Origin of the sequence: Gluconobacter kanchanaburiensis NBRC 103587 (genome assembly GCF_007988905.1) — a bacterium.
Classification (GTDB): domain Bacteria; phylum Pseudomonadota; class Alphaproteobacteria; order Acetobacterales; family Acetobacteraceae; genus Gluconobacter; species Gluconobacter kanchanaburiensis.
This window is the reverse complement of the sequence record NZ_BJVA01000018.1, coordinates 1-26,145: the sequence shown is the minus strand read 5'-3', so window position 1 is coordinate 26,145 and position 26,145 is coordinate 1. Positions and strand designations below refer to the sequence as shown.

Below are 26,145 nucleotides of genomic sequence, written 5' to 3'. Positions count from 1 at the left end.
GTGGCGTGATCGGTTTTATGATCGCTCATGGTGCGCGCTCCAGCAGGCAGGCATCGCCATACGAATAGAACCGCAATCCGTTGGCGATGGCGTAGGCATAGGCCTCACGCATGGTCTCGGTGCCGCTGAACGCGCAGACGAGCATGAACAGCGTCGAACGCGGCAGATGGAAATTGGTCATCAGCACATCCACCGCCTTGAAGCGATATCCGGGCTTGATGAAAATGGAGGTTTCGCCACGCCATGGGGCCACGGTTCCGTCTTCGCGGGCCGCGCTTTCCAGCAGCCGCAGGGACGTGGTGCCGACGGCGACGATCCGACCGCCACGGGCGCGGGTCTCGTTGATGGCGGCGGCGGTTTCGGCGTCGATCTCACCCCATTCCGCGTGCATCTTATGCTCGGCAATGGTGGAGCGGACGGGCAGGAACGTCCCCGCGCCGACATGCAGCGTCAGGGTCCGGCGCTGGATGCCTTTTGCGTCCAGTGCTGCGAGCACTTCAGACGTGAAATGCAGGCCCGCCGTGGGGGCCGCGACCGCCCCCCGGTACTGCGAGAAAATGGTGTGGTAATCCGTATCGTCCTGTTTCGTCGGGCCGAAAGGGCGCTCAATATAAGGAGGCAGGGCCAGCGCGCCGACCCGTTCGAGGAACGCGTCGAAATCGTCTCCCTCCACCGAGAAGCGGATGCTGACCGCGCCGTCGCCTTCGTTTTCCACAACGGTCGCCGTGACGGGATCGTCGCCGAAATGGAGGATGTCCTGCGGCTTCAGCTTGCGGGAATTGCGTGCCAGGGCGTGCCAGCTTCCGTCCGCCAGAATACGATCAAGCGTCAGGCCGATTTTTGCCTCGCCACGCGTAGCGGCAAGCTGGGCGCGGATAACGGCCGTATTGTTGGCAATCAGCAGATCCCCTTCACGCAGGAAATCCGGCAATTCGCGGATTATATGCGGATCAGGCGCCAGACCAGGCCGGACATGCAGCAGCGTTGCGCTGTCACGCGGGCGTGCAGGCTCCGTCGCGATGTGATCGCGGGGGAGTTCGAAATCGAAGGGGGCGAGATCGTCCGTCATGGGAACGTTCTCTAGCAGGTTCGGCCCGCATGAAAACGTCAGACCCGCGGGCCTGACGTATCTTTTTGTGTAGCAGGTGTGCGTTTCAGGCCGAAACGCTGAGCAGATGGCTCGTATTGCTGCTGGAACCGGAGTTGGAAGATCCCCCAGAGGTCGTTTCGGAAATGATGTTGCCTTGGGCGTCCTCGACGATGGTCGTCGTGGAGCCGTCGGCATTCAGTTTCGTTGTCGTAGTTTCCTGAGTGGAGGAGCTGCTGCTGGAGGATGAGGATGCGCTGGAAGACGACGCGCTGCTCGCGCTGTAAAGGCTGCTCATGGCCGAAGAGCCGATGGAAGAAATGCCTGTCATAATGAAAAAGACTCCGTTGGGAAGACACGAAGACCAGTTTCGGATCAGAAGGTTAAGAAAGGATAAGGACTCCTGTAACCGAGTGATACGGAGTGTATGCGGTTACGGTATTCGCAGCAGTTTCAATCGCAATGAAGGTATGATCTGTAATCAAGGCGTCATTTCATGCCAGGAAGTGTCTTCGCCTCTTGCCAGAGTGCTTCCATGGTCGGCAGGTCCTGCTCGGCCATGGTCTGCCCCTTGCGCGCGAGCATGGTTTCCATCGCTTCGAAGCGGCGGGTGAATTTGGCATTGCTCCGGCGCAGGGCTGCTTCGGGATCGATATTCAGTTTGCGGGCTAGACTTGCCACGGTGAACAGGACGTCGCCCAGTTCGTCTTCGATGCGATCCCGGTCTCCGCCGAGTTCGGCTTTCAGTTCGTCGATCTCTTCATGGACTTTGTCGAGAATGCCTGTGGGGTCGTCCCAGTCGAACCCCACGCGAGCGGCGCGGCGGCTCAGTTTTGCGGCGCGCATCAGGGCGGGGAGCGGAAGGGCAACACCGGCCAGTGCGCCATATTCGGCCTTGCGCTGACGCTCGGCGTCTTTTTCCTGCTCCCAGGAGTCGTCATCCAGGGCAGCATCGCCGAAAACATGCGGGTGACGGCGCACGAGCTTGTCGGCGATCAGTCCTGCCACGGTCTCGAAATCGAAGAGACCAGCTTCCTGTGCCATCTGGGCCTGAAAGACGACCTGAAGCAGCAGGTCCCCCAGTTCGTCGGGAATGGCCTCGCGGTCGTCACGGGCGATAGCGTCCATGACTTCATAGGCTTCTTCAATCGCGAAGGGAGCGATCGTCGCCGGGGTCTGTTCCACATCCCAGGGGCAGCCGCTTAGCGGGTCACGCAGGCGCTTCATGACGTCCAGCAGGCGGTCGATCTGCCGGGGGGAGGGGTGTGTCATGGAAACATCCTGCTGTTATCGTGCTGCAGGATTCATACCCGTGTGGCTTTATGGATGAAAGCGTCGCAAAGGGTGCCAGCGGGTGACAGCATGACATTCCCGACGTAAAACGACTGCCGGACGTTTCAGGCATCTGCCGGGGCGAAACGGATTTGCAGACAGGGTAGATGGCGTATGGCACGCATTTTCATTGATGGGGAAGCAGGCACGACGGGTCTGGGCATCCGCCAGCGGATCGAAGCCCTTCCGGCCTCTTACGGTCTGGAAATCCTGTCCATCGATCCGGCATTGCGCAAGGATACGGCTGCCCGTCGCTCCATGCTTGAGCAGGCGGATGTCGCCATTCTGTGCCTGCCCGATGATGCCGCTCGGGAAACGGTGGCGCTGGCCGAAGGGCTGGATGTCCGGATTCTGGACGCGAGTACGGCGCACCGTATTGCGGATGGCTGGGCCTATGGCTTCCCCGAAATGGATAAAGCACAGGCTGATGCCATCAAGGATGCGCGTTTCGTTGCCAATCCCGGCTGTTATCCGACGGGTGCGATTGCCTTGATGCGGCCGCTGGTTCGAGCGGGTCTGCTTCCTGCCGATCATCCTGTCTCGATCAATGCCGTCTCCGGCTATAGCGGGGCAGGGCGGGTTGCGATCGAAGAGCATGAAAGGAACGGTGGGCCGGCTTTCTTCCTGTATGGGTTGAACCTCAAGCACAAGCATCTGCCCGAAATCCGGCACTATTCTGGCCTCACGCGTCAGCCGCTGTTTGTGCCGTCGGTCGGGCATTTCCCGCAGGGTATGATCGTGTCGATCCCGCTGCACCTGAACGATCTGCCGGGCCAGCCTTCGGCAGCCGAGATCGAAGCCGTGCTGCAGGACGCCTATGCAGGATGTGACCATGTGCGCGTTGTCCCCGCCGAAACACAGCTCGTGGCTGACACGTTGGCCAATACCGACGACATGGAACTGCGTGTCCATCATAATGGCGCGCAGGCTGTCCTGACCGCGCGTCTGGACAACCTGGGCAAGGGGGCTTCGGGGGCCGCCATCCAGAACCTGCTTCTGATGCTGGGGCTTTAAAGGTCTCATTTTGCACTCTGGTCCTTTCGTGAGGAATGCAGTAGGGTGCGGACCGCCCGCGCGAGAGTGGCGGAACGGTAGACGCAGTCGGCTCAAAATCGACCGCCGAAAGGCATAGGGGTTCGAGTCCCCTCTCTCGCACCATGAGCGGTCATTTCCTGCCGGAATGGCCTCAGGACCGATCAGCCCGGAACGAGCATGTCCAAGCCGACTGTCAGACCCTCCCGCCCGTTCTTTTCCTCAGGTCCCTGCGCCAAGCGCCCCGGTTGGTCCCTGTCCGGCCTGGACCAGGCTCTGTTGGGCCGTTCGCATCGTGCGCCGGAAGGTCGTGTGCGCCTTAAAGAGGTCATTACCCGCTCTAGAGACCTGCTCGGTATTCCGGCGGATTGGCGCGTTGGAATTGTTCCGGCTTCTGATACCGGAGCCGTGGAAATGATCCTGTGGGCCCTCGCCGGTGAGCGCGGTATCGACGTCCTGTCCTTTGAGAGCTTCTCCGGAACCTGGGCTCAGGATCTGCATGACGTTTTGAAAATCGAAGACCTTCGCGTTCTGGAGGCGCCTTATGGTGAGTTGCCAGACCTGAAGGAAGTGGACTGGAGCCGTGATGTCGTCCTGACGTGGAACGGTACGACGTCGGGTGTCTGCATCCCTGATGCCAGCGCCATTCCTGTTGAACACGAAGGTCTGGTCATTTGTGACGCCACGTCTGCGGCGTTTGCGATGGATCTGCCGTGGGACCGGCTCGATATCGTGACGTGGTCCTGGCAGAAGGCGCTGGGAGGGGAGGCCGCGCATGGCATGGTGGCGCTGAGCCCCCGTGCGGCTGCCCGTCTGGCGCAACCATCCCCGCGTCCGCTCCCCAAGATCTTCCGTCTGGCCAATAAAAAGGGTCTGATCGAAGCCATTTTCGAAGGCGATACGATCAACACGCCGTCCATGCTCTGCGTCGAGGATGCGCTGGATGGTCTGCGCTGGGCCGAGCAGATCGGAGGGCTACCCGCTCTCAAGGCACGCTCGCAGCAGAATCTGGCGGTCGTCACGAAATGGATCGAGACGGCGGACTGGGTGTCGTTTCTTTCGGTACGGGAAGAGACCCGGTCCAGTACGTCGATCTGTCTGAAAATTACGGCGCCATGGTTTGAGCGCCTGTCTGACGACGCAAAGGGCAAAGCGGTCAAGCATCTGACTGGCCTCGTTGCTGAGGAGGGGGCGGGTTACGATCTGGCCGCCTATCGCGATGCGCCGGCCGGTCTGCGGATCTGGGGGGGCGCGACGGTCGAGACGGCAGATATTGAAGCGCTGTTGCCCTGGCTGGACTGGGCCCATGAACAGACGCGTGCGGTATTTTCAGCATGAGCCTGTATTCTGAAGTGCCAAGCGCTGCTCTGCTGCCTTCTGGCTTTGCCGATCTGCTTCCCGGGGAAGCCGAAGCCGAAGCCCGCGGCATTGCCAGCGTTATGGAAGCCTTTTCCCGTCATGGCTATCAGCGGGTGCGTCCGCCACTGCTGGAGTTTGAAACGTCCCTGCTGGGTGGCGCGGGCGAATCCCTTGCGCCACAGACCTTCCGCCTCATGGACCCGAACTCGCATCGTATGATGGCTCTGCGTCCGGATATGACGACGCAGATCGCCCGGATCGCAAGCATTCGTCTCCAGGACGCCCCCCGTCCTCTGCGCCTGTCCTATTCGGGAAGCTGCATCGTGGTCGGCACGCCCGGACGTGAAGCCGACCGTCAGGTCTCGCAGGCAGGGATCGAACTGATCGGCCCCGACAGTGCTCAGGCTGATGCTGAAGTCATTGCGCTCGGTGCAAAGGCGCTTGCAGAGCTCGGAATCGAGGGGGTGTCGTTCGATCTGTCCATGCCCGCTCTGGCGCTGGGACTGATTGAAGGCGTCATTCCCGAAGCCGACCGCGAACCCTTGTTGTATGCGCTGGACCGCAAGGATGCAAGCGCCGTGGCGGAACTGGGTGGTCCGATTGCCGGAATGCTGGCTGTTATGCTCCGTGCTGCCGGTCCTGCCGACCGTGCACTGGATCTGTTGGCGGAACTTGATTACCCCAAGGACATTGCCGGACATTTTGAACGTCTTGCGGCCTCCGTGGCTGCGATCCGAGAGCGCAGTCCGGATTTGCGGCTGACCATTGATCCCGTCGATTTCCGGGGCTGGCGTTATCATACCGGCCTCTGCGTGACGGTATTTTCGACCAGCTCGCGTGAGGAACTGGGACGTGGTGGACGTTATCTGGCAGGGCAGGAGCCTGCCTGTGGCTTGACGCTCCGCCCGCAAGCCCTTTTGCGTGCCGCCCCGATCTCTGCGTCGCGCCCGCGCTGTTATGTGCCTGTTAATCTGGAGGCATCTAGTCTCTCCGGCCTGCACAAGGCCGGTTACGCCACGGTGTCCGCCTTGTCTCACGACGAAGACGAGTTCGCTCAGGCGCGTCATCTGCGCTGCACCCATGTCTGGAAGGATGGTGCGGCCCAGCCGCTCTGACCTGCCGATCCCTTTCGTTTCTCCCGCCCCGTATTGTCAGTTCTAGGAAGTCAACTCATGTCCAACGTCACCGTGATCGGAACCCAGTGGGGAGACGAGGGTAAAGGCAAAATCGTCGACTGGCTCGCTAGCCGCGCCGATATCGTCGTCCGCTTTCAGGGCGGCCACAATGCCGGTCACACGCTGGTTGTGGGCGATCAGGTCTACAAGCTGTCGCTGCTGCCGTCCGGTCTGGTGCGTGGCAAGATCGGCGTGATTGGCAATGGCGTCGTTGTGGACCCTAAAGCCCTGATGACCGAGATCGACCGCGTCACTGGGCAGGGCCTTGTCGTTACGCCCGAGACGCTATGGATTGCCGAGAACGCTCCGCTGATCCTGCCGGTACATGGCGCGCTCGATCGTGCGCGTGAAGCTGCCCGTGGTGAGCACAAGATCGGCACGACCGGTCGTGGCATCGGCCCGGCTTATGAGGACAAGGTCGCCCGTCGCGCCATCCGCATCTGCGACCTGGCCGAGCCCGAGACGCTGGACTGGAAGCTGGACGAACTGCTCCTGCACCACAACACGCTGCTCGCCGGTCTGGGTGCCGAGACGTTCACGAAGGAGCAGCTCAAGGACTTCCTGACCGAGATCACGCCGCGTCTTCTGCCGTTCTCCTGCCAGGTCTGGGACCGTCTGGACGAAGCCCGCCGTGCCGGTCGTCGCATCCTGTTCGAAGGTGCGCAGGCTGTCATGCTGGACGTCGATCACGGCACCTATCCGTATGTCACGAGCTCCAACACGGTTGCGGCCGTGGCAGCTTCGGGCAGCGGTGTCAGTCCGTCTTCTGTCGGCTTCGTGCTCGGAATTGCCAAGGCTTACACGACCCGCGTGGGCGAGGGGCCGTTCCCGACCGAACTGCACGACCAGACCGGCCGGACCCTCGGTGAGCGCGGACATGAATTCGGCACCGTGACCGGTCGCCCCCGTCGCTGCGGCTGGTTCGATGCGGTTCTGATCCGTCGTGCCGTCCGTGTCGGCGGCGTCAGCGGCATCGCCCTGACGAAGCTGGACGTTCTGGACGGTCTGGACGAGATCTTCATCTGTATCGGCTACGAACTGGACGGCCAGAAAATCGAAACGTTCCCGTCCGCTCCGGGGGCACAGTCCCGCGTGAAGCCGGTTTACGAGACGATGCCGGGTTGGAAGGAAACGACGGCTGGTGCCCGTTCCTGGGCTGAACTTCCCGCACAGGCCATCAAGTATGTCCGCCGCATCGAGGAACTGATCGAAGCTCCGGTGACGCTGCTCTCCACCAGCCCAGAACGCGACGACACCATCCTGATGCGCGATCCGTTCGAAGACTGAACTGAGATCCCTGGAATCGGCCGGGGCATTAACGAAGTCTCAATCCCTGTCCGTCACAAAAGACCGGACAGGGGCATAACGGGATTTCAATGGCCGACACACAGGCAGACAATAGCCAGGAACTGCTCATCGCTGAGCGGTATCTGATCAGCCTGGATCACAAACAGCCCGATCTGGCTGGCTGTGCGACATATACCGCCCAGGATATGACGGCAGCGGGCAACTCCTATCTCGCGCTCGCCCCTGTTGCTCCCTCGGCCCGCCTCTCGGAAATTATGTTCTTTCGGCATGAAAGCGTGATTCCGATTCAGGCTCATGAATATTCTGCAGGCGCGCTCTGGATCCTGTGTCCGCATCCGCCCGGCCCCTCCCTTGCGGAAGGTCTGGGACTCTGGACGGAAAGCCAGTTGATCGACGGCGTCATCCGGCCCTTTGCCTCCCTGTTCCAGAGCCTCGAAGCAGCACGCCTGACCTGTCGTAATATCCGACCGGATAACCTGTTCGTGGGACAGGGATTGCACAAGATTGTCCTTGGCCCTCTGGGCGTGGGAGCTCCTGCGGAAAATCAGGCTGTCGTTTTCGAGCCCCTGTCCTCCGCTGTCTGCCGCCCTTCTGCGCGTGGCGACGGCACGATCGACGACGATATTTTCTCGCTGGGCGTGATGATTCTGGCGCTTGCGATCGGAAAGCTGCCGCTGGAGGGGCTGTCCGACACGGATATTCTCCGGCGCCGTTTCGAAGTGGGAACGCCTGCGGCCTATATGGAGGGGCAGAACGTCCCGGTGGGGCTGCGTTCCCTTTTGACGGCAATGCTGGCGGACGATCCTGTCAATCGTCCGTCTCCCCGGGATCTGGTGACGATCGCGCCCAGTAAGCTTTTTACCGTCCGTTCGATCCTGCCAGCCCGTGTCCCCCTCATGATCGGCGGAAATGCCGTTTATACCCCTCAGGCTCTGGCCTGGTACGCGGGACGACATCCGACAGAATTTTCTGGGCTTCTGCAACGGAAGGTCGTCAGTAACTGGCTGCACAGCGAACTTGAACTGTCTGTCATGGCGAGCCTGATCGAACAGGCGAGCGCGTCCTTTCTGCCAGCTGGGGGAGGCAAGGCCGTCGATCCTGCGACGATGGTCCTCACACATGCGATTTCGGTGCTCGACCCCGCGGCCCCAATGTTCTGGGGAGGGATATGGTTCTGGCCGGAGGCCCTTCCTCGTATGGTTGCGCAGGCAGTGGTACAACCTGCAACGCCGGATGAAGAGCGGACAATCCGCAATATCCTGAACTTCATGGCTGGAAATCCCGATGCGTTTGTTTCAGCGCATCTGCCTCGTCGTCAGGGGCAGCAGATCACAGCTTTGTCAGTTGTGGCCCGGCGTGCGGGGGCGAAAGGCCTCGAACTGGTCAGACGTCTTCCCTATGACACCAACAGTTTCCTTCCCTGCCTGTCAAAACGGTGTTGGGAAGAGCGGATCTCTCTTCCCGACGGCCTGTCGCAATGGCTTGACCGCCACGCGGGGATTGAAGATCTTCCCGAGGATGTTCTCGGTCGTTCGGGTTTTCTGGATGATCAGATGCGTTCATTCCTCGAAGCCTGCTGTGGTCGACAGGGCATTGTGCCTCTTTCTCTGTCCCAGAAGGCCGGTCTTCCGGTCTGGCTGGCCGATCTGACCCTGCTGGCGGCTGTCCAACGGAAATTCGATGCCAAGCCGCTCAGTTTTCTTGCAAAACGGGCGTTGCCTCTCCTTGAAACGGAACTCAGGCAGTGGCGAAGCAAGACGTCCCGTGCACGCCGGCGTGTGCGGCTTGGAAAGGCAGCAGAAGACGGAAATCTGGGTGTGTTTCTGGCAGTCGTGAATGACCCGACCGGTCTAAGGCTGGATCATAGGCAGGCACAGGAAGCAGAGGCCGAGATCAGCAATCTGATGCGTGTCATGGATGAAGCGCCTGAACGGCGTGCCGCAAACGATCGCGAAGCCCGTAATTCCGGCGAGTTTTTTTCACTTCTGACGGGTATTGCAGTGGCTATGGCAAGCGTCTGGCTGGAATTCTGTCGGTGAGGACCCATTATGGCATCGGTTAAACAGGCGGAAGAAACGATGCTGCGTGCCCCCGGATTTCGCTGGTGGCACGGAATCATTATTGGTCTGCTGCTGTCCTATGTGCCTGGCAGTCTGTTGGTTGCCGGAGTCCTGCTGCTTCCCTTGGTTGCACTGCGTTTTGTCGATCCTAATGCGGACAGTCAGCGTATCATGATTGTTCTGTTTTATGTCGGCGCGGTCATGGTGCATCCGCTTCATGAAGCCTGGGCCGGAAATGGTGACTGGGACACATGCATTGCCCAGATCACCAATCCGATTACGCTTGCGCTGGACTGGCTTGCCGTCGGAGCAGCGTGGCTTGTCGCAGAGGCATCCGCCATCGGGGGCAGGCTGTGGAATGCGGAAGTTGCGCGACGCGAGCGCAAGTCCATTGAAAAGCGTATCGCCTATCTTCAGGAAGAATGGATGTCGTCAGACGACTCTCCCGCCGCCTGAAGAACGAACGGGCGGGACCGGCTTTTATTCCGCTGTCTGATCCTCAGTTGATGCGTCCATCAGGCGCGAGGCCAGATCATTGGCGCCACCGACAAGGCCTTTGGCATAATCCTGGGCCGAGAACGGCCGCAGGTCTTCGGCCTGTTCGCCGACACCGACCATGTGTACGGGAAGTTTGAACTGTTCGGCCAGAGCGACCACGATCCCGCCGCGTGCCGAACCGTCGAGCTTGGTGACGATCAGTCCTGTCACGTTCACCAGTTCGCGGAAGACACGGACCTGTTCTATGGCGTTTTGTCCGGTCGTGGCGTCGAGAACCAGCAGGACGGAATGAGGTGCCGTTTCGTCGAATTTCCGCATGACGCGGATGATTTTCGCCAGTTCCTCCATCAGGGCGCCCTTGTTGTGGAGGCGTCCCGCAGTATCGATCAGAAGCAGATCGGTCCCGGCTTCCGTGGCGCGTTTGAGGCCATCATAGGCAAGGCCTGCGGCATCGGCACCGTGTTTTCCGGCAATAACCGGTACGTTGGCGCGTTTTCCCCAGACTTCGAGCTGTTCGACTGCTGCGGCGCGGAACGTGTCTCCGGCCACAAGCATCACGGACTTGCCTTCTTCCGTATAATGCCTTGCCATTTTCCCGATCGTGGTGGTTTTTCCCACCCCATTCACGCCGACAACAAGCACGACGTGAGGTTTCTTCGCCGGATCGGGCTCGAAAGGGATGGCCACGGGTTCGAGAACACTGGCGATTTCCGTTGCCAGGGTTTCGCGGATTTCTTCGCTGGTCACGTCCTTGCCGAAACGTGTGCTCCGGAAGCTCTCGATGACACGTTCGGCCACTGCGGGCCCGAGATCGGCTGCAATCAGCTCGTCCTCAAGCTCTTCGAGAGCCGTTTCGTCCAGTTTGCGATGCGTGAAGACGGCGCCGAGACGCGAACTCGACCGCGAGAGACCCTGTTTGAGTCGTGAGAAAAATCCAGCCATGTACGGGAGTTCGGACAGGTGGGGCTGAACGTCAAGAGGATCAGAGAAATTGGACGCGTTTCAGGAGCGTATTTCCGCCAGAACTGTGCCGTTTTCCTGTCCCGTGGCGCGGACGGGAACAAAACTTCCTCGGGCCGGTGGCGAGACGGATATGTCGTCGATCAGGCGAACAGCGGCGAATTCCGGCGAATGGCCACGGTCAGGGGCTTCGGCGAGAATCTCGAATTCGGTTCCGACAAGTCGCTGGAGAAAGCGGTCCCTGACAGTGTCACCAGCGCTCCGCAACCGCGCCGCGCGTTCCTGACGCGTGGCATTGGGAACGGAAGGCATTCTCGCGGCAGGGGTACCCGGGCGTTCGCTGTAAGGAAAGACGTGTAGGAAGGGGATCTCCTGCTCCTGCACGAAAGACAGGGTTTCGTGGAAAAGAGCCTCTGTCTCGGTCGGGAAGCCTGCAATCAGGTCGGCGCCGAACCCGGTTTCTGGGCGCAGGGAACGGACACGGCGAAGTGTTGCGGCGACGCCCGCTGTGTCATGGCGGCGTTTCATGCGCTTGAGAATCAGGTCCGAGCCCGCCTGAAGGGACAGATGCAGATGAGGCATCAGGCGGGGCTCGTTTTCCAGAAGCCACCACAGATCCTGATCGCCGTTTTCTGCATCCAGGATGACCGGATCGATCGATGAAAGGCGCAGTCGCCGGATCCCCGTAACCTGTCGCAGCAGCTCCCGGCACAGCGAACCAAGCCCGGTGCCATTCTGGCTGCTGCTCTCCGGGCCCTTCCAGGACGCAATGTCGACGCCGGTCAGGACGATTTCCTGATGTCCGGCTTCGACGAGCGCTTCAGCGCGTGCGATGGCTTCTGTGGCGGGTGTGGAGCGCGAGGCTCCACGACCATAGGGAATGATGCAGAAGGTACAGCGGTGATCGCAGCCCTGCTGAACCTGAAGTAGGGCGCGGGCGTGGCGTGACAGCGGCAGGCCTGCGTCGCGATCGCCCCAGATGGCAGGTTTGAGCTTGTCTTCATTGGGCACGACACGGACGACGCCCGGCAGTTCGGCCCAGCGATCCGGTGCGATGTCGGAGGCGCAGCCGGTCACGACGATTTTGGCATCCGGATTTTCGCGATGGGCACGGCGGATGGCCTGCCGGGCCTGTCGCTCGGCTGTGGTGGTCACGGCACAGGTATTGACGATGATCGTGTTATTCTGCCCGCGCGCATGATGGGCCATGCCGTCGCTCTCATGGGCGTTGAGCCGGCAGCCGAATGTCAGGACAGACGCCGTCATGTGGTTGTCCCGTGAAAGACCGTAACGGCCGGCCCGGTCATCAGGACGTGACCGTCCTGCCTCCATGTAATTTGCAGGTCGCCGCCATCCATCGTGACGGTGCAGGTCCGTTCTGTCAGGCTGCGTCGGACGGCGTTGACGACCGCCGCACAGGCGCCGGATCCACAGGCCAATGTGAGACCCGCCCCGCGTTCCCAGACACGCAGGCGCATATGGGTCGGCGAAAGAATCTGGGCAAAGCCGATATTCGCGCGTTCTGGGAAGAGTGGATCGCATTCTAGGTCCGGCCCGAGTGTTTCCGCGCGGGCGGCATCGCCGAACAGCGTGGCGTGCGGGTTTCCCATTGAGCAGGCCGCAGCGTCTTCATGCATGGGCAGGGTCAGCGTGTCGCAGGGCCGGGCGAGGGGGACATCCTGCCACCCCAGTCCGGGTAGACCCATATCGACCGTCACGAGCGCGTCATTCCGGGCGGTAGGCAGGAGGCCGGCAGCCGTCTGGAGCGTCGGGGTGCCTCCCACGAAGGCGACCACGCAGCGTGAGGCGTTGCCGCAGGCTCCGGCTTCTGATCCGTCAGGGTTGAAAAAACGGACCCTCACATCCGCGCCTTCCAGTGTCGGAGCACTCAGGAGAACGAGCTGGTCGCAGCCGATTCCGAAGCGTCTGTCGCACAGACCGCGGATGGTCTCGGCATTAAGGGCAGGATCGGTGTCGCGGGCATCGATGACGACGAAATCGTTGCCCAGACCGTGCATTTTCGTGAAGGAAAGGCTCATGATGGCGCATCTCATAAAGCATCGCGCGGGTTGACGCACGAGGAACATGCCCTCATGTCCGTGCTGGACCAGCAAGGAGTGACCATGAGCGGCCCGGAACAGCTTGAAGGACTGCACGCAGCGGCGTTCACGCGCGCCAACAGCGAGCCCGATACGATTTTCTTTGCGCAGCGCGTTCCGGATTCGTTGATGGATATGGGTGCGCAGACGGCGGTCACGGCGCTGTATCAGACGGCGCTGCCCGTGGGTGGCTCCGTTCTTGATCTGATGGCCGGAACTCTGAGTCACTATCCCGAAGAGGCGAAGTTCGAGCGCGTGGTAGGGCTTGGTGTTTCGAAGGTGGCTCTTGACGCCAATCCGGTGCTCGGGGAACGCATCGTTCAGGACCTCAACGACGTGACGACGTTGCCGTTCGACGATGAGAGTTTCGATGCGGTGACGCTGTGTGACGGATTGGCCTATCTGACGCAGCCTTTGGCCGTCCTGACCGAGGTCGTTCGCGTGTTAAAGCCAGGTGCACCGCTGATTCTGACGTTTTCCGACCAGTTTCATGCGGCGAAGGCTGTGGCGATCTGGCAGGCACTCGAACCTGCCGACCGTGTCAGGCTGACCAGTGTCCTGATGTCGCGTGCCGGACTGGCCGAACTGGATACCGGCGAAGTCGTTCCCCCTGAAGACCTGACAGCCTGGCGCGATACCGTTCATGCCCTGATTGGACGCAAGCCTCGGAATTGACGGCTGGAACTCAAACACTGGCCACCGTTTCCCACTGTGGTATGGAGGCCATATTCTGAAGAAAAAGCCGCGCGATACGTTCTTTCTGGCATTTCGGCCCGGAAGTCTTTATGCAGCGGCATCCCAGCCGCCGCATCCTGTCGTCGGCGTGACGTTTGCCGAGTGTTCATAAAATATGCCTTTTCCCGATACCCATCCTGCCCTTAAGCGCGCCCTTGAGGCACGTGGCTACGAACAGCTGACTCCTGTTCAGGAAGCCGTTCTGCAGCCGGGGCTGGACGAGCGCGACCTGCTGGTTTCCGCGCAAACGGGGTCGGGCAAGACCGTCGCCTTCGGCCTGGCCATCGCTCCGACCCTGCTCGGAGACGCCGATCGCCTTCCGCCGTCCCCTCAGCCCATGGCGCTCGTGATTGCGCCGACGCGTGAGCTGGCGCTTCAGGTCCAGTCCGAACTCAAATGGCTCTATGCCGAAACCGGCGCCCGCATCGCGAGCTGCATTGGCGGCACCGATGCCCGCAGTGAAGCCCGTGAGCTGAACCGTGGCGCCCATATCGTGGTCGGAACCCCCGGCCGCCTGTGCGACCACCTGTCGCGTGGCTCGCTTGACCTGTCCGCCCTGCGCTGCGTCGTGCTCGACGAAGCTGACGAGATGCTGGACATGGGCTTCCGCGAAGAGCTGGAGCAGCTTCTCGACGCAGCTCCGGCCGAGCGTCGGACCCTGCTGTTCTCCGCAACGATCGCCCGCGAGATCGCTTCGCTCGCACGCCGCTACCAGAAGAATGCCGAGCGCATCGACACGGTCTCGGGTGCCAAGCAGCATTCCGATATCACCTATCGCTGCGTCATCACGCAGCCGCAGGAAATCGAGCGTTCGCTCGTCAACGTGCTTCGTTTTTACGAGAGCCCGACGGCGATGGTGTTCTGCAACACCCGCATGATGGTTAATCAGGTGCAGGCTGCCCTGCTGGAACGCGGTTTCGCATCCGTCGCCATTTCCGGCGAGATGGGGCAGAACGAGCGTAGCCGTGCGATCGAGAGCCTGCGTTCCGGTCAGGCCCGCGTCTGCGTGGCGACCGACGTTGCGGCTCGCGGCATTGACGTTCCGGCGCTGAGCCTGGTCATCCATGCCAGCATCCCGACAGCCGCTGAAACTCTGCTGCATCGCTCGGGCCGAACCGGTCGTGCAGGCCGCAAGGGCACCAGCGTGTTGATGGTTCCGCTGAATCAGCGTCGCCGGGCCGAGCGTCTGCTCCAGATGGCCAAGATTCAGGCGGAATGGGAAGCCGTTCCGACGGCTGATGCCATTGCCGAGCAGGACAAGACCCGCCTGATGGACGATCCGATCCTGAGCAATGCCGTGGACGACATGTCCGACGAACTGGTCAACCAGCTCGTCGAGAAATACGACGCCACGAAGCTGGCTGCCGCACTGGTGGGTCTGTATCGTGCGCGTCTGCCGAAGGTCGAGCAGATCCGCCCGATGTCCGTTGAGGCGCCGCGCCGCACGGAACGTGGAGAGCGTGGCGAGCGTGCACCGCGCGAAGAACACACCATGTCCGGCGAATGGTTCAAGATGGCCGTTGGTCGTACCGAACGCGCCGACCCGAAATGGCTGATCCCGCTGATCTGCCGTCTGGGTGGTGTGCAGAAGCGCGAGATCGGCAGCATCCGCATCGATCAGGAACAGACCTATTTCCAGATCGCCGATGAAAGCGTGGCGCGTTTCAAGTCCTGCCTCGCAGGTGCGGAAGCGGACGAAGTGACGATCGAGCCGTCCGAAGCTCCTGCCGGTGGCATGGGGCCGCGGGGCCGTAACCCCGGCGAAGGCAAGCGCTTTGGTGGCGGTGGCCGTTCCGGTGGTGGTTTCAAGGGTGGTCCGCGCGGTGGCGCGGGTGGCGGCTACAAGGGCCGGGGTGGTTCAGGCTATGGCCGCCCGAAGCCTGCTGCCGGTTCGCGTGGGGATGGTCCGAAGGGCGACGGCTCCAGCCGCAAGCGCCGTTCCTGATCCTCTTTTCCGGATCTGACAGATGCCGAACCCCGCCTGAGATTGTCTCAGGCGGGGTTTTGCTTTTTCAGTGGCTATTTTTCAAAGTTTGGGGAAGCCGCGCCAGAAGGTCCCGGACGCGGTTGAGAATCTCCGTGACAGGAAGCGGAATGGCGGCATTGTCCGTATGGTTTTCGCGTGTCGCACCGGTCTCGAAGAGATCGGCCCAGTATCGCAGGTCTCCCTGTGCGGCCATGGCTGTGAAGCACGGATTGACGTGATGGGAAGGCACAAGCTCGTAAACGAATGTGCCTGGTCGGCACCAGGCGATATTGGCCAGCCCCGCGCCCAGCATCCCCATGACCATTTCTGCTTCCCCGAACAGTCGGATCTGGTCCTTGAGGGGAAGGGTTTCGGGGCGGATGCGTTCGAAGCCCAATGCTTCCAGCGCCTCTGCCAGCGCCTCTTCATTCGGGACATGTCTGTTGGCTGAATGGCCGCGTTCGATATAGAGACGTCGGTGCGGCTTGCCAGCCTCGGTGCCGACAGCAGCGCGGAGGTGGGCATAGGCGGCACGGGAGAGCCCGGAGACCGCAAAATCCGCGCTACCATTGACGAAGGTTACATAGTCGAGCGCCCTGAACGCGTATTGTCGTCCCTGTTGCAAGCGGAGATGGGCTTCCGAGGTGAGGCCGAAGAGCTCAAGCGTTTCGAACTGCCAGGGGTGCATATGTTCTGGCAGGACGAGGCGGACCGGCAGTTTTTGCAGCGATAACGCATGCAGGGTCGGGACAGTGTGCGCGATCCAGTGATAGTAATTTGAGGCCCAGTGATCGACGCAGGCCGCCGTGATGCCCTTGAAAGGTGCGCAGCGGATCAGGTCCTCAGGCCGGAGCTTCAGGGCGCGAACGGCTTCGGGATCCTGAACATAGGCCGTCTCCGGGATCACCCGCCCGGCGTGAAGCAGCGTCATCAGCGGCTGATCCAGCACGATATCGCGCAGGGCATACCGGCTGATCATGACCGGCATACTGCTCCAGTTTACGAAGGGGTTGCGTTCCGGATGAGGCAGTTCCGGCACATTAGGTGCCGGGAGTGCGTGACATGTTTCAAGCACTATCTCGTCCCGGGCGATATCCGTCAGGCGCATCGGATTGGCGGGCGACGACAGGATATGCCGGAGGCGGTTGAGAAACTGCATGATGATGAAGGTCAGACGGTTTTCGCCTCTCCCTTGAGAAGGGCCTGTTGGGCTTCCTTCAGAGGTTCGGACAGTTTTTGTTCCGGGTCTTTCAGATGGAGGCTTTCGAGCGTCTCAAGCAGGGCTTCGGCCACCAGCACCCGGGCCAGCCATTTGCGATCCGCCGGAATAACGATCCAGGGTGCTTCCGGGGTGGCGGTCGCGCGGATCGCTTCCTCGTATGCCGCGCTGTAATGCGGCCAGAATTCACGTTCTTTCAGGTCGGACGGACTGAATTTCCAGCGTTTTTCCGGATGGTCCAGCCGCTTGAGAAGGCGCAGGCGCTGCTCTTCGGGCGAGATGTGGAGAAAGAGCTTGAGGACGAGGATGTTCTGACGGTTCAGATAGCTTTCGAAATTCCGCAGGTCCACCAGACGATGATCCCAGAAATCCGGCAGATCGGGATTGAGACCGCGCGCCCGCACCATATCCGGATGAACACGCTCCACCAGAACATCTTCATAATGGCTGCGGTTGAAGATGCCGATTTCCCCGCGTGAGGGAACGGCAAGATGAATGCGCCACAGATCGTCATGACGGGTCGAGATGCCAACCGGCGCCTTGAAGGACGTCACATGTACGCCCTGCGGATTCAGGCCGGAAAAGGCGTGGCGGATTGCGCCATCCTTTCCGGCAGTGTCCATGCCCTGAAGTACGACGAGGATGCCATGCGTCGCATAGGCCGCCAGCCGTTGCTGGAGGACCGACATGCGGTCTACGCAGTCGCGGATCCGGGTGCGGGACGTATTCTTCTGCCGCCCGAGCTTGTCGTTCGTGGCGATGGAGGAGAGGCGGAAATTTTTTCCGTCTGTGATGCGAAGCTGAGGGGGAAGTCCGGTTTCAGCCGACATGACGGTTCACCGCCAAGCCGCCGGATGCCTGGCAGACCGGCATGATCTCCAGATAGTTGACGTTCATGTGCCAAGGCAAACCGATAAGCCATGAGACGGTTTCGGCGATGTCTGCGGGGGTCAGAGGCGTCGTGTCCTTGTAGACCGCGGCCGCCTTGCTGTCGTCGGCGAGACGCACATTGCTGAATTCGCTGCCGCCGCACAGGCCGGGTTCGATATTGGTCACGCGAACCCGTGTGCCGAGCAGGTCCGTCCGCAGGTTCTGGGTGAACTGATGAACGAAAGCTTTCGTCGCACCATAGACGTTGCCGCCGGTATAGGGATACGTCCCGGCCGTGCTGCCCAGCGCGATGATGTAACCTGTATTGCGCTCCACCATGCCCGGCAGCAGGGCGCGCGTCAGTTCCACGACCCCGGACACGTTCGTGGCGATCATCGTCTCCCAGTGATCGGCCACCGCATCCTGTGCGGGCTCCATGCCCAGCGCCAGCCCCGCATTGTTTACGAGCACGTCGACATCCTGCCACTCTTCGGGCAGTGCGGCAGGGAGGCTGCGCAGCGCGTCACGGTCGGTCATGTCGAGCGTGAAAGGCAGGACGCTCTCGCCCAGTTCATCTTTGAGAGCTTCCAGACGATCCTTGCGGCGACCGGTCGCGATGACGCGATGGCCTTCGCGGACGAGGCGTGTTGCGATCGCGTGCCCAAAACCCGCAGTGGCACCAGTAACGAGAACAGTGAGAGGCATGGCAATCTCCAGACAGACAGCGCGCGCCCGGCAGGCGCGGTTTGGGGGGAGTCGGTTCAATGACCTGGTCCGGGGACCCGATTCAATGACATTGGATGTTATTAACACTCCTGAAGGCAAACGCTTGCAATACGGGAAGGGATGCACCCATGTTGGCAGGCATGAAGAAAACACTCGACGGACGCACTGACAACCTGACGGACTCTTCTCCTGCCGAACTCGGGCTGACGGGAAAACTTCTCGTGGCCGCCCCGGCTCTGGCGGAGACATTCTTCGAACGTACGGTCATCTATGTCTGCGCTCATTCGTTGCAGGATGGCGCGATGGGGCTGATCGTCAACCGTCGTTTGTCCCAACCGGGTCTGGATGATCTTTTTGCCCAGCTTGGAATCGAACCAAATCCGCCCGAACGGCGGATCGGTGTCTGCATGGGTGGCCCTGTTGAGCATTCGCGGGGCTTCGTCCTGCATTCGGCGGATTGGGCCGGGGAAGGCAGTCTCGATGTCGATGGCCAGACGAGCCTGACTGCCAGTCTGGATATCCTGCGCGAGCTGGCTGCGGGTCAGGGACCGAAACGGGCGATGATGGCGCTTGGCCACGCGGCCTGGTCGCCGGGGCAGCTTGAGCAGGAAATTCTGCGTGACAGTTCCTGGTTCGTGGCCCCGGCAACGGACGACATTGTCTTTGGGACAGATCACGCCCGGAAATGGAGACAGGCGCTGGTGGCCATCGATATTGATCCTCTTCTTCTTTCGGCGTCTGTCGGGGAAGCCTGATCAGTCCTCACCCTCACAACAGGACCGCAGCATGAGCGCACCTTACAGTCTTTATCTCTATAAACACTGCCCGTTCTGCACCAAGGCGCGGATGATTTTCGGGCTGAAGAACATTCCTTATGAGCAGCGCATCCTGCTCAATGATGATGTGGACGGGCCGGTTCGTATGGTGGGCCGCAAGGTCGTGCCCATCCTTGAGGAAGACGGAACATTCATGCCCGAGAGTATGGATATCGTCACCCATATCGACGGGATAGGAGCCCCGGTCCTGACAGGAGAGACACGCTCCGAGATCGCGGATTGGCTGCAGAAGGCGGGCAAGCCGCTCTATCGTCTGTTCCTGCCCCGCGCTGCTTCGGCACCTCTGCCGGAGTTCGCCACGACATCCGCGCGCGCTGGGTTCATTCAGCGCAAGGAGCCTTCCGTCGGATCGTTCAGTGCTCTTCTGGTGGACGGGACTCCTGAACTGGCGGAACTGAACGTGTTGCTGAAGGAGCTGGCGGGTCTGATCCGTGCATCGGACGCTGTCAATGGAGCGCTCTCCACGGACGATATCCACCTGTTCGCACATCTGCACAGCCTGTCGCTGATTCGCGGCGTCGTGTATCCCCCGGAGGTAGAAGCCTACCGCCAGACACTGTCGAAGCGGTCCCGCGTGGAACTGTTCGATGACATAGCAGTCTGAACTGGGCGGTCTGAGCTGAAGATTTTCTGTGAAAAAGGCCGGATCTTATGATCCGGCCTTTTCTATGTCTGCGGGACGACGATTATTTCCCGGGCTGAAGAACCGCGTGGAGGAACTGCTCCCGTCTCTGGGCCACGCGAGCACGGATGACGGGGTCGGGCAGCATGTGTGTGCCCGGCAGTAGGAGCAGGTCATAGGGTTTGCCGGCATGAAGCAGGGCCTGCGTCAGCTTCATAGTGTTTTCGAAATAGACGTTGTCGTCTGTGATGCCGTGCATGAGCAGAAGCGGCTGTTTCAGTGTGTTGGCATAGGTCAGGACATTGCTCTTGTGATAACCTTCCGGGTCGTCCTGCGGGGGGCCGAGATAACGCTCGGTATAGGCCGTGTCGTAATCCGCGAAATCAACCGGCGGTGCGCCAGCCACGCCGACCTTGAACACATCCGGTCGGCGAATGGTCGCCATGGCAGTGAAATAGCCACCGAAGGACCAGCCATGCACGCCGATGCGGGAGAGATCCATTTCATGGTAGCGCTTGCCGAGCGCCTGAAGTCCGTCCACCTGATCCTGAAGTGGAAGGTCGATCAGGTTGCCCTTGATGGCCCGCTCGAAATCATGATCGCGCCCCGGCGTTCCACGTCCGTCGAGCGTGACGACGATATAGCCCTGATTGGCGAGGCACTGATCATCCAGAAAAGCTGTTGGCGTATCGCGCACCAGCTTCACGCCCGGTCCGGCATAGACGGACAGCACGACCGGATAATGTTTTGAGGCGCTGAAATGGTCCGGCCGAATAATGGCTGCGTCCAGGTCACGCGCCCCTGCGGTCGTGAACTCGACATGAACCGGAAGTTTCGGCGTCTGCGCCACACCCGGAAGTGTCGCCACGACATGACCTGCCGTATCCCGCACCAAAGTCTGGCGCGTGCCCGCGGCGCTGGCGAATGTATCGACCATGGCCATATGCGTGCCATTCGTGACGTGGATGTTGTGAATGCCGCGTTCCGTCACGAATGGTGTGACGGCCCCGGTTTTCAGATCGATATGAACGACCTCGTTGTCCAGCCGGTTGGCGCGGAGCGTGACCGTAAGGCTGTTGTGTTCGGCGTCGTAATCGTTGAGGGCGATATAGGACAGGCCGGGCGGCGTCAGGACGCGTTCGAGCTTTCCGTCCGGGGCATGGAGTTCGAGCTGCCAGTCTTTGCCGCGGTCTGCGGCCCAGAGAAATCCCGCATTATTGTCAAGGAAGACGGGCAGGTTGTGGCCGCCGGAGGCCGCGCGCGGGTCCAGTTCAATCCAGGCCGGGTCGGACTGTTCCAGGAGAACATGGGTGTTGGCGGTCGCGGGGTCGATCGTGAGAAGCTGCTCTTTCGTCTGTTCGCGGTTGAGCAGGACGATGGCGAGGGGGGCATTCTTCCGCCAGACAACACGGCCGAGATAGGGCCATGCGTCGTGGTCCCAGAAAATCCAGCGGACCGGCCCGCCTTTGGCGTCCACAAGGCCGAAGCGGGTTTTGGCGTTGTTCGTGCCCGCGCGGGGATAGCGGAACGTAACGGGCTCGGCCTGTGGGGCCTCGGGGTTGGTGATGTAATGCTTTTCGACGTCGCTGTTATCGGCTTCCTCGAACAGGATGGTCTTGCTGTCCGGTGACCACCAGGCACCATCCGCACGTTCCAGTTCCTCGGCGGCGGCAAATTCGGCTAGGCCATGGCTCAGAGTGTCGCTGCCCCCGGTTGTCAGGCGCGTTTCACGTCCGCTGACCAGATCGACACTATAAAGGTCATTATCCCGTACGGCGGCGAGGCTGAGGCCGTCCGGCGAGAGGCGGGGTGCGATCCATTGCCCCTCGACCGGTGTGACGCGGCCGTCATCTGTGGCGATCCGTTCGAGCTGGCCCCCCTGTGAGGCGAGAACCGTGCCGCCGTCTTCGCTCATCTGGTAATCGGTGATGCCGGACATGCTCTGGCGCGCGCGTTCGCGCCGGGCTTTTTCCTCTACCGACAGGTGTTCTGGCCCCGATGCTGGTGCGGCCAGTTCATGAATTGCGTGGTCCGGCAGATCGTAGCGGTAAAGATGCAGATGTGTGTCGAACGGCCCCGAGCGCAGGAACAGAACGGAGTGACCGTCCGGCGTGACTTCCGCATGGTTCGGCAGGCCAAGCGTCCCGTTCCGGGTCTTGGCGAGATCCAGCATGCAGGCCGCGGGATCGGAGGCATTGGCAATCCCGGCGGACAGCACTGGAGAGATGAGGGCGCAGGCCAGAAGGGCGCGACGAAGGGGATGTGACGGCATTGCATCTCCGAAAGAATGACGGCGGGCAGGATTTTGACGTCGATCATGGACCGGCCCGCCATTTGTGAACAGGGTTTCCGCAAGAGATGGCTGGACTGTCTCACGTTTTCGGGAGCGGGAGCGATTTTAGCGGGACCGATCTCGGCCTCGTGTGTTGTGTATCACGGTACGTCTTAGCAAGAAGGAGCCTGATGGATATGCAGTATCGTCAGCTTGGTCGCTCGGGCCTCAAGATTTCAGCACTCAATTTCGGTTCGGTCACGTTCGGCGGACAGGGCAATTTTGCCGCCACCGGCAAGGTGGATGTGGCCGAAGCCACGCGAATGGTGGATATCTGCGTCGAGCACGGTGTGAACATGTTCGATACGGCGGATGCCTATTCCGGCGGTGAGGCCGAGGAAATTCTGGGCCGTGTTCTTCAGGGACGCAGCCGCGAACTGCTCGTGACCTCCAAGGTGCGTTTCCCTACCGGAAAAGGTCCGAACGAACAGGGTCTGTCGCGCCATCATATTCTCAATGCGTGCGAAGACAGTCTCCGCCGGCTGGGGCGCGATCATATCGACCTCTATTATCTGCATGAATGGGACGGCCTGACGCCGGTTGAGGAAACGCTTGAAGCGCTCCAGACTCTGCGCGATCAGGGCAAGATCCGGTATGCGGGCATTTCCAATTTTGCAGGCTGGCAGGCCATGAAACTGCTGGGCGCGGCCGAGCGGGATCGTCTTATCGCCCTGGTCAGCCAGCAGCTCTATTATTCCCTTGAAGCGCGGGATGCCGAATATGAACTTCTGCCGTTGGCCGTGGATCAGGGGCTGGGCGTTCAGGTCTGGAGCCCGCTCGCCTGTGGTCTGCTGACGGGGAAGTACCGTCGCGGCAAAACGGCCCCGGAAGATTCCCGCCGCATTTCCGGCTGGCCGGAGCCGGAAGTCCGGGATCTGAAAAAGCTCTACGATACAGTCGAGGTTCTGGTGCAGATTGCGGAAGAGCACAGCGTTTCCGCCGCCCGTGTGGCTTTGGCCTGGACGCTGCACAAGCCGGGGATCACGTCGCTGGTTCTGGGCGCACGCAAGGAGAGCCAGCTTCTGGACAATCTCGCTGCCGCGTCGCTTCGCCTGACGCAGGAGCAGGTCCGTAGGCTTGACGATGTGAGTGCGCCTGATCTGATCTATCCGTACTGGCACCAGAACCGGAATGCGTTCGACCGTCTTTCCAAAGCGGATCTTGTGTTGCAGGGGCCGGCAAAACGTCATCGCGAGGCTCTTGAAACGAAAAAATGACTGCCTAAATATTAGTCACAGGCCGCTGCCTCCGGGGGCGGCCAAGAACATCAATGCTGCCGCAACGGGGCATACGAGGACTTTAGACTATGGACATTCAGAATTTCACCGAACGTAGCCAGGGTTTTCTTCAGGCTGCACAGACGATTGCGCTTCGGGACTACAATCAGCAGCTGACGCCGGAACATCTGCTCAAGGCCCTGCTGGATGATGAACAGGGCGCCGCATCCGGTCTGATCCGCGCGGCAGGTGGCGATCCGAAGGTTGTCCAGACCGCCAATGATGCCGCTCTTGCCAAACTGCCAAAGGTGCAGGGTGCCGGTGCCGGTCAGCCCCAGATGACGCCGGATCTTGCCCGCCTGCTGGACGGTGCGGAATCCGCTGCGAAAGTTGCGGGCGACAGCCATGTGGCGCAGGACCGTCTGCTTGTGGCGATTGCAGCCAGCAAAACGCCCGCGGGGAAGGCGCTTGTGGACGGTAAGGCCAGCGCGGCTGCTCTGGAGCGTGCTGTTGCGGAAATCCGCAAAGGGCGCACCGTTACGAGCGCATCTGCGGAAAACACGTTCGACGCCCTGAAGAAATATGCCCGTGACGTGACTGCTGTGGCGCAGGCTGGAAAACTTGATCCTGTCATCGGCCGTGACGAGGAAATCCGCCGGACCATTCAGGTCCTGGCGCGTCGCAGCAAGAACAATCCGGTCCTGATCGGTGAGCCGGGTGTGGGCAAGACGGCCATTGTTGAAGGTCTCGCACAGCGGATCGTCAATGGTGACGTGCCCGAGGCCCTGCGCAACAAGAAGCTGATGTCGCTCGACATGGGCGCGCTGATTGCTGGTGCGAAATATCGTGGTGAGTTTGAGGAGCGTCTGAAGGCTGTTCTCAAGGAAATCGAGACGGCTGAAGGCGAGATCATTCTCTTCATTGACGAAATGCACACGCTTGTCGGCGCCGGCCGGTCCGATGGCGCGATGGATGCGTCCAACCTCATCAAGCCGGAACTGGCACGCGGCACGCTGCATTGCGTGGGTGCGACGACGCTCGACGAATACCGTAAATATATTGAGAAAGACGCGGCTCTGGCCCGTCGTTTCCAGCCGGTCTTTGTGGGTGAACCCACCGTGGCTGACACGATCTCGATCCTGCGCGGCATCAAGGAGAAGTACGAGCTGCATCATGGCGTCCGCATTACGGACAATGCCATCGTTGCGGCTGCAACCCTCTCCAATCGCTACATCACGGATCGTTTCTTGCCGGATAAGGCGATCGATCTGATTGATGAGGCTGCCAGCCGTCTGCGGATGCAGATCGACAGCAAGCCCGAAGCGCTGGACGAACTCGACCGCCGCATCATCCAGCTCAAGATCGAGCGGGAGGCCATTCGCAAGGAAGACGATAACGCATCGAAGGACCGTCTGGTCGCGCTTGAGGCAGAACTGGCCGATCTTGAAGAGCAGTCAGATGCGATGGGTGCCGAATGGCATGCCGAAAAGGATCGTGTGAATGCGATTCAGAAGCTGAAGGAACAACTCGATACGGCACGTTCGGATGTGGAAGTTGCGCAGCGTCAGGGCAATCTCGGCAAAGCGTCGGAGCTGATGTACGGCCTGATTCCGAACCTTGAGGCCCAGATTAGCAAGGCTCAGGAAGAAGAAGACGCCGCCTCCAAGAGTGGTCTGTTTGCTGATACCGTGACGGATCAGGGGGTGGCGGCAGTTGTTTCCCGTTGGACCGGTGTGCCGGTGGACCGGATGCTCGAAGGTGAGCGTGCCAAGCTGATCCGCATGGAAGACACGCTGCGTGATCGCGTCGTCGGGCAGGAGCAGGCCCTTGTGGCCGTGTCGAACGCTGTCCGCCGGGCGCGTGCCGGTCTTCAGGATCCCAACCGTCCGATCGGTTCGTTCCTGTTCCTCGGTCCCACAGGTGTTGGCAAGACCGAGTTAACCAAGGCTCTGGCGCAGTTTCTGTTCGATGACGAGAAGGCCTTGCTGCGGATCGACATGAGCGAGTTCATGGAGAAGCACGCAGTCTCCCGTCTGATCGGCGCGCCTCCGGGCTATGTCGGTTACGATGAAGGCGGTGTGCTGACTGAAGCTGTTCGCCGTCGTCCCTATCAGGTGATTCTGTTTGACGAGGTGGAGAAGGCCCATGAGGACATCTTCAACATCCTACTTCAGGTTCTCGATGATGGACGTCTGACGGACGGGCAGGGACGTGTGGTGGACTTCCGCAACACGATCATTGTCCTGACCAGCAATCTTGGTTCTGAAGTGTTGGCCAATCTGCCGGATGGTGAATCCGTGGATGAGGTCCGCCCGCAGGTCATGCAGGTGGTTCGCAATCACTTCCGACCGGAATTCCTGAACCGTCTGGACGAGATCATTCTGTTCTCCCGTTTGCAGCGGAAGGACATGGACCGGATCGTTAAGATTCAGATCAGCCGTCTCCAGAAGTTGCTGGAAGATCGCAAAATCGATCTGGAGCTGGACAATAAGGGAACCGAGTGGCTGGCGGCAGAAGGATACGATCCTGTCTACGGTGCCCGCCCGCTCAAGCGTGTGATCCAGCGCAGTTTACAGAACCCGCTGGCCAGCCTGCTGCTTGAAGGAAGCATCCACGATGGTGAAGCCGTAAAGGTTTCGGCCACTGATAATGCCCTCACGATTGATGGGAAGCCCGTTTCGGCGGCCTGACCACGATAAAAGCGGGTCTGAA

General features: G+C 60.8%; 22 protein-coding genes and 1 tRNA gene. 13 read left to right on the top strand and 10 right to left on the bottom strand.

What is annotated here, in order from left to right; all coding sequences use genetic code 11:
• Positions 1-25: 25 nt before the first annotated feature.
• From queA to mazG, 3 genes are all read right to left on the bottom strand, one after another.
• On the bottom strand, positions 26-1,069 hold the full coding sequence (gene queA, locus GKA01_RS11815) for a tRNA preQ1(34) S-adenosylmethionine ribosyltransferase-isomerase QueA (RefSeq protein ID WP_146863315.1): 1,044 nt from the start codon (positions 1,067-1,069) through the stop codon (positions 26-28).
• A gap of 85 nt (positions 1,070-1,154) precedes the next feature.
• On the bottom strand, positions 1,155-1,418 hold the full coding sequence (locus tag GKA01_RS11810) for a hypothetical protein (RefSeq protein WP_194265889.1): 264 nt from the start codon (positions 1,416-1,418) through the stop codon (positions 1,155-1,157).
• 158 nt (positions 1,419-1,576) lie between these two features.
• A complete protein-coding gene (gene mazG, locus GKA01_RS11805; protein WP_146863309.1) occupies positions 1,577-2,359 on the bottom strand; it encodes a nucleoside triphosphate pyrophosphohydrolase in 783 nt (260 codons plus the stop codon).
• 174 nt (positions 2,360-2,533) lie between these two features.
• Between mazG and argC the strand changes: the two genes are divergently transcribed.
• The 7 genes from argC to GKA01_RS11770 all read left to right on the top strand — a co-directional run bounded on the left by argC (position 2,534) and on the right by GKA01_RS11770 (position 9,809).
• Positions 2,534-3,433 carry an N-acetyl-gamma-glutamyl-phosphate reductase gene (argC, locus tag GKA01_RS11800; protein ID WP_146863306.1) on the top strand — a complete coding sequence of 300 codons (900 nt, stop codon included), beginning with the start codon at positions 2,534-2,536 and terminating at the stop codon, positions 3,431-3,433.
• Positions 3,434-3,493: 60 nt separating this feature from the next.
• A tRNA-Leu gene (locus tag GKA01_RS11795) sits at positions 3,494-3,577 on the top strand.
• Positions 3,578-3,631: 54 nt separating this feature from the next.
• The gene (locus GKA01_RS11790; protein ID WP_146863303.1) at positions 3,632-4,789 is read left to right on the top strand and encodes a phosphoserine transaminase; all 1,158 of its coding nucleotides are present in this window, start codon (positions 3,632-3,634) and stop codon (positions 4,787-4,789) included.
• A complete protein-coding gene (locus tag GKA01_RS11785) occupies positions 4,786-5,925 on the top strand; it encodes an ATP phosphoribosyltransferase regulatory subunit (protein ID WP_146863300.1) in 1,140 nt (379 codons plus the stop codon). The genes GKA01_RS11790 and GKA01_RS11785 overlap by 4 nt, the downstream gene beginning before the upstream one ends.
• A 57-nt stretch (positions 5,926-5,982) precedes the next feature.
• A complete protein-coding gene (locus tag GKA01_RS11780) occupies positions 5,983-7,272 on the top strand; it encodes an adenylosuccinate synthase (RefSeq protein WP_146863297.1) in 1,290 nt (429 codons plus the stop codon).
• A gap of 89 nt (positions 7,273-7,361) precedes the next feature.
• On the top strand, positions 7,362-9,332 hold the full coding sequence (locus GKA01_RS11775; RefSeq protein WP_146863294.1) for a serine/threonine-protein kinase: 1,971 nt from the start codon (positions 7,362-7,364) through the stop codon (positions 9,330-9,332).
• 9 nt (positions 9,333-9,341) lie between these two features.
• Positions 9,342-9,809 carry a hypothetical protein gene (locus tag GKA01_RS11770; protein WP_146863291.1) on the top strand — a complete coding sequence of 156 codons (468 nt, stop codon included), beginning with the start codon at positions 9,342-9,344 and terminating at the stop codon, positions 9,807-9,809.
• 24 nt (positions 9,810-9,833) lie between these two features.
• Here GKA01_RS11770 and ftsY read toward each other — a convergent pair whose 3' ends face one another.
• The 3 genes from ftsY to dapF are packed head-to-tail and all read right to left on the bottom strand — an operon-like array spanning position 9,834 to position 12,850.
• On the bottom strand, positions 9,834-10,793 hold the full coding sequence (gene ftsY / locus GKA01_RS11765; RefSeq protein ID WP_146863288.1) for a signal recognition particle-docking protein FtsY: 960 nt from the start codon (positions 10,791-10,793) through the stop codon (positions 9,834-9,836).
• A 60-nt stretch (positions 10,794-10,853) separates the two neighbouring features.
• The gene (locus GKA01_RS11760; protein ID WP_146863285.1) at positions 10,854-12,077 is read right to left on the bottom strand and encodes a MiaB/RimO family radical SAM methylthiotransferase; all 1,224 of its coding nucleotides are present in this window, start codon (positions 12,075-12,077) and stop codon (positions 10,854-10,856) included.
• The gene (gene dapF, locus GKA01_RS11755) at positions 12,074-12,850 is read right to left on the bottom strand and encodes a diaminopimelate epimerase (protein ID WP_146863282.1); all 777 of its coding nucleotides are present in this window, start codon (positions 12,848-12,850) and stop codon (positions 12,074-12,076) included. Before dapF ends, GKA01_RS11760 begins: the two co-directional genes overlap by 4 nt.
• A gap of 84 nt (positions 12,851-12,934) precedes the next feature.
• Here dapF and GKA01_RS11750 point away from each other — a divergent pair, with 84 nt between their 5' ends.
• Both GKA01_RS11750 and GKA01_RS11745 read left to right on the top strand, forming a co-directional pair.
• The gene (locus tag GKA01_RS11750; RefSeq protein ID WP_194265890.1) at positions 12,935-13,585 is read left to right on the top strand and encodes a class I SAM-dependent methyltransferase; all 651 of its coding nucleotides are present in this window, start codon (positions 12,935-12,937) and stop codon (positions 13,583-13,585) included.
• Between the two features lie 175 nt (positions 13,586-13,760).
• Positions 13,761-15,590 (top strand): DEAD/DEAH box helicase, encoded by a 1,830-nt coding sequence (locus tag GKA01_RS11745; protein WP_146863279.1) that lies wholly within the window; start codon positions 13,761-13,763, stop codon positions 15,588-15,590.
• A 67-nt stretch (positions 15,591-15,657) separates the two neighbouring features.
• Here GKA01_RS11745 and GKA01_RS11740 read toward each other — a convergent pair whose 3' ends face one another.
• The 3 genes from GKA01_RS11740 to GKA01_RS11730 are packed head-to-tail and all read right to left on the bottom strand — an operon-like array spanning position 15,658 to position 18,405.
• On the bottom strand, positions 15,658-16,770 hold the full coding sequence (locus GKA01_RS11740; RefSeq protein WP_146863276.1) for a glycosyltransferase family 61 protein: 1,113 nt from the start codon (positions 16,768-16,770) through the stop codon (positions 15,658-15,660).
• Between the two features lie 11 nt (positions 16,771-16,781).
• Positions 16,782-17,660: a PPK2 family polyphosphate kinase gene (locus GKA01_RS11735; RefSeq protein ID WP_146863273.1), complete on the bottom strand. Its 879-nt coding sequence runs from the start codon at positions 17,658-17,660 to the stop codon at positions 16,782-16,784.
• Positions 17,650-18,405: an SDR family NAD(P)-dependent oxidoreductase gene (locus GKA01_RS11730; RefSeq protein ID WP_146863270.1), complete on the bottom strand. Its 756-nt coding sequence runs from the start codon at positions 18,403-18,405 to the stop codon at positions 17,650-17,652. Before GKA01_RS11730 ends, GKA01_RS11735 begins: the two co-directional genes overlap by 11 nt.
• A 161-nt stretch (positions 18,406-18,566) precedes the next feature.
• On the opposite strand from GKA01_RS11730, the gene GKA01_RS11725 reads away from it, so the two are divergent.
• Together GKA01_RS11725 and grxB are read left to right on the top strand one after the other, a co-directional pair.
• Positions 18,567-19,181 (top strand): YqgE/AlgH family protein, encoded by a 615-nt coding sequence (locus tag GKA01_RS11725; protein WP_146863267.1) that lies wholly within the window; start codon positions 18,567-18,569, stop codon positions 19,179-19,181.
• Between the two features lie 31 nt (positions 19,182-19,212).
• Positions 19,213-19,866, top strand: a complete 654-nt coding sequence (gene grxB, locus GKA01_RS11720) for a glutaredoxin 2 (protein WP_146863264.1) — start codon at positions 19,213-19,215, stop codon at positions 19,864-19,866.
• 82 nt (positions 19,867-19,948) lie between these two features.
• Here grxB and GKA01_RS11715 read toward each other — a convergent pair whose 3' ends face one another.
• Positions 19,949-22,156: a S9 family peptidase gene (locus tag GKA01_RS11715; RefSeq protein WP_146863261.1), complete on the bottom strand. Its 2,208-nt coding sequence runs from the start codon at positions 22,154-22,156 to the stop codon at positions 19,949-19,951.
• 197 nt (positions 22,157-22,353) lie between these two features.
• Between GKA01_RS11715 and GKA01_RS11710 the strand changes: the two genes are divergently transcribed.
• Together GKA01_RS11710 and clpB are read left to right on the top strand one after the other, a co-directional pair.
• Entirely contained in the window at positions 22,354-23,433 is a 1,080-nt protein-coding gene (locus GKA01_RS11710) for an aldo/keto reductase (RefSeq protein ID WP_146863388.1), read from the top strand.
• An 89-nt stretch (positions 23,434-23,522) separates the two neighbouring features.
• The gene (gene clpB, locus GKA01_RS11705; protein ID WP_146863258.1) at positions 23,523-26,123 is read left to right on the top strand and encodes an ATP-dependent chaperone ClpB; all 2,601 of its coding nucleotides are present in this window, start codon (positions 23,523-23,525) and stop codon (positions 26,121-26,123) included.
• Positions 26,124-26,145 lie beyond the last annotated feature (22 nt).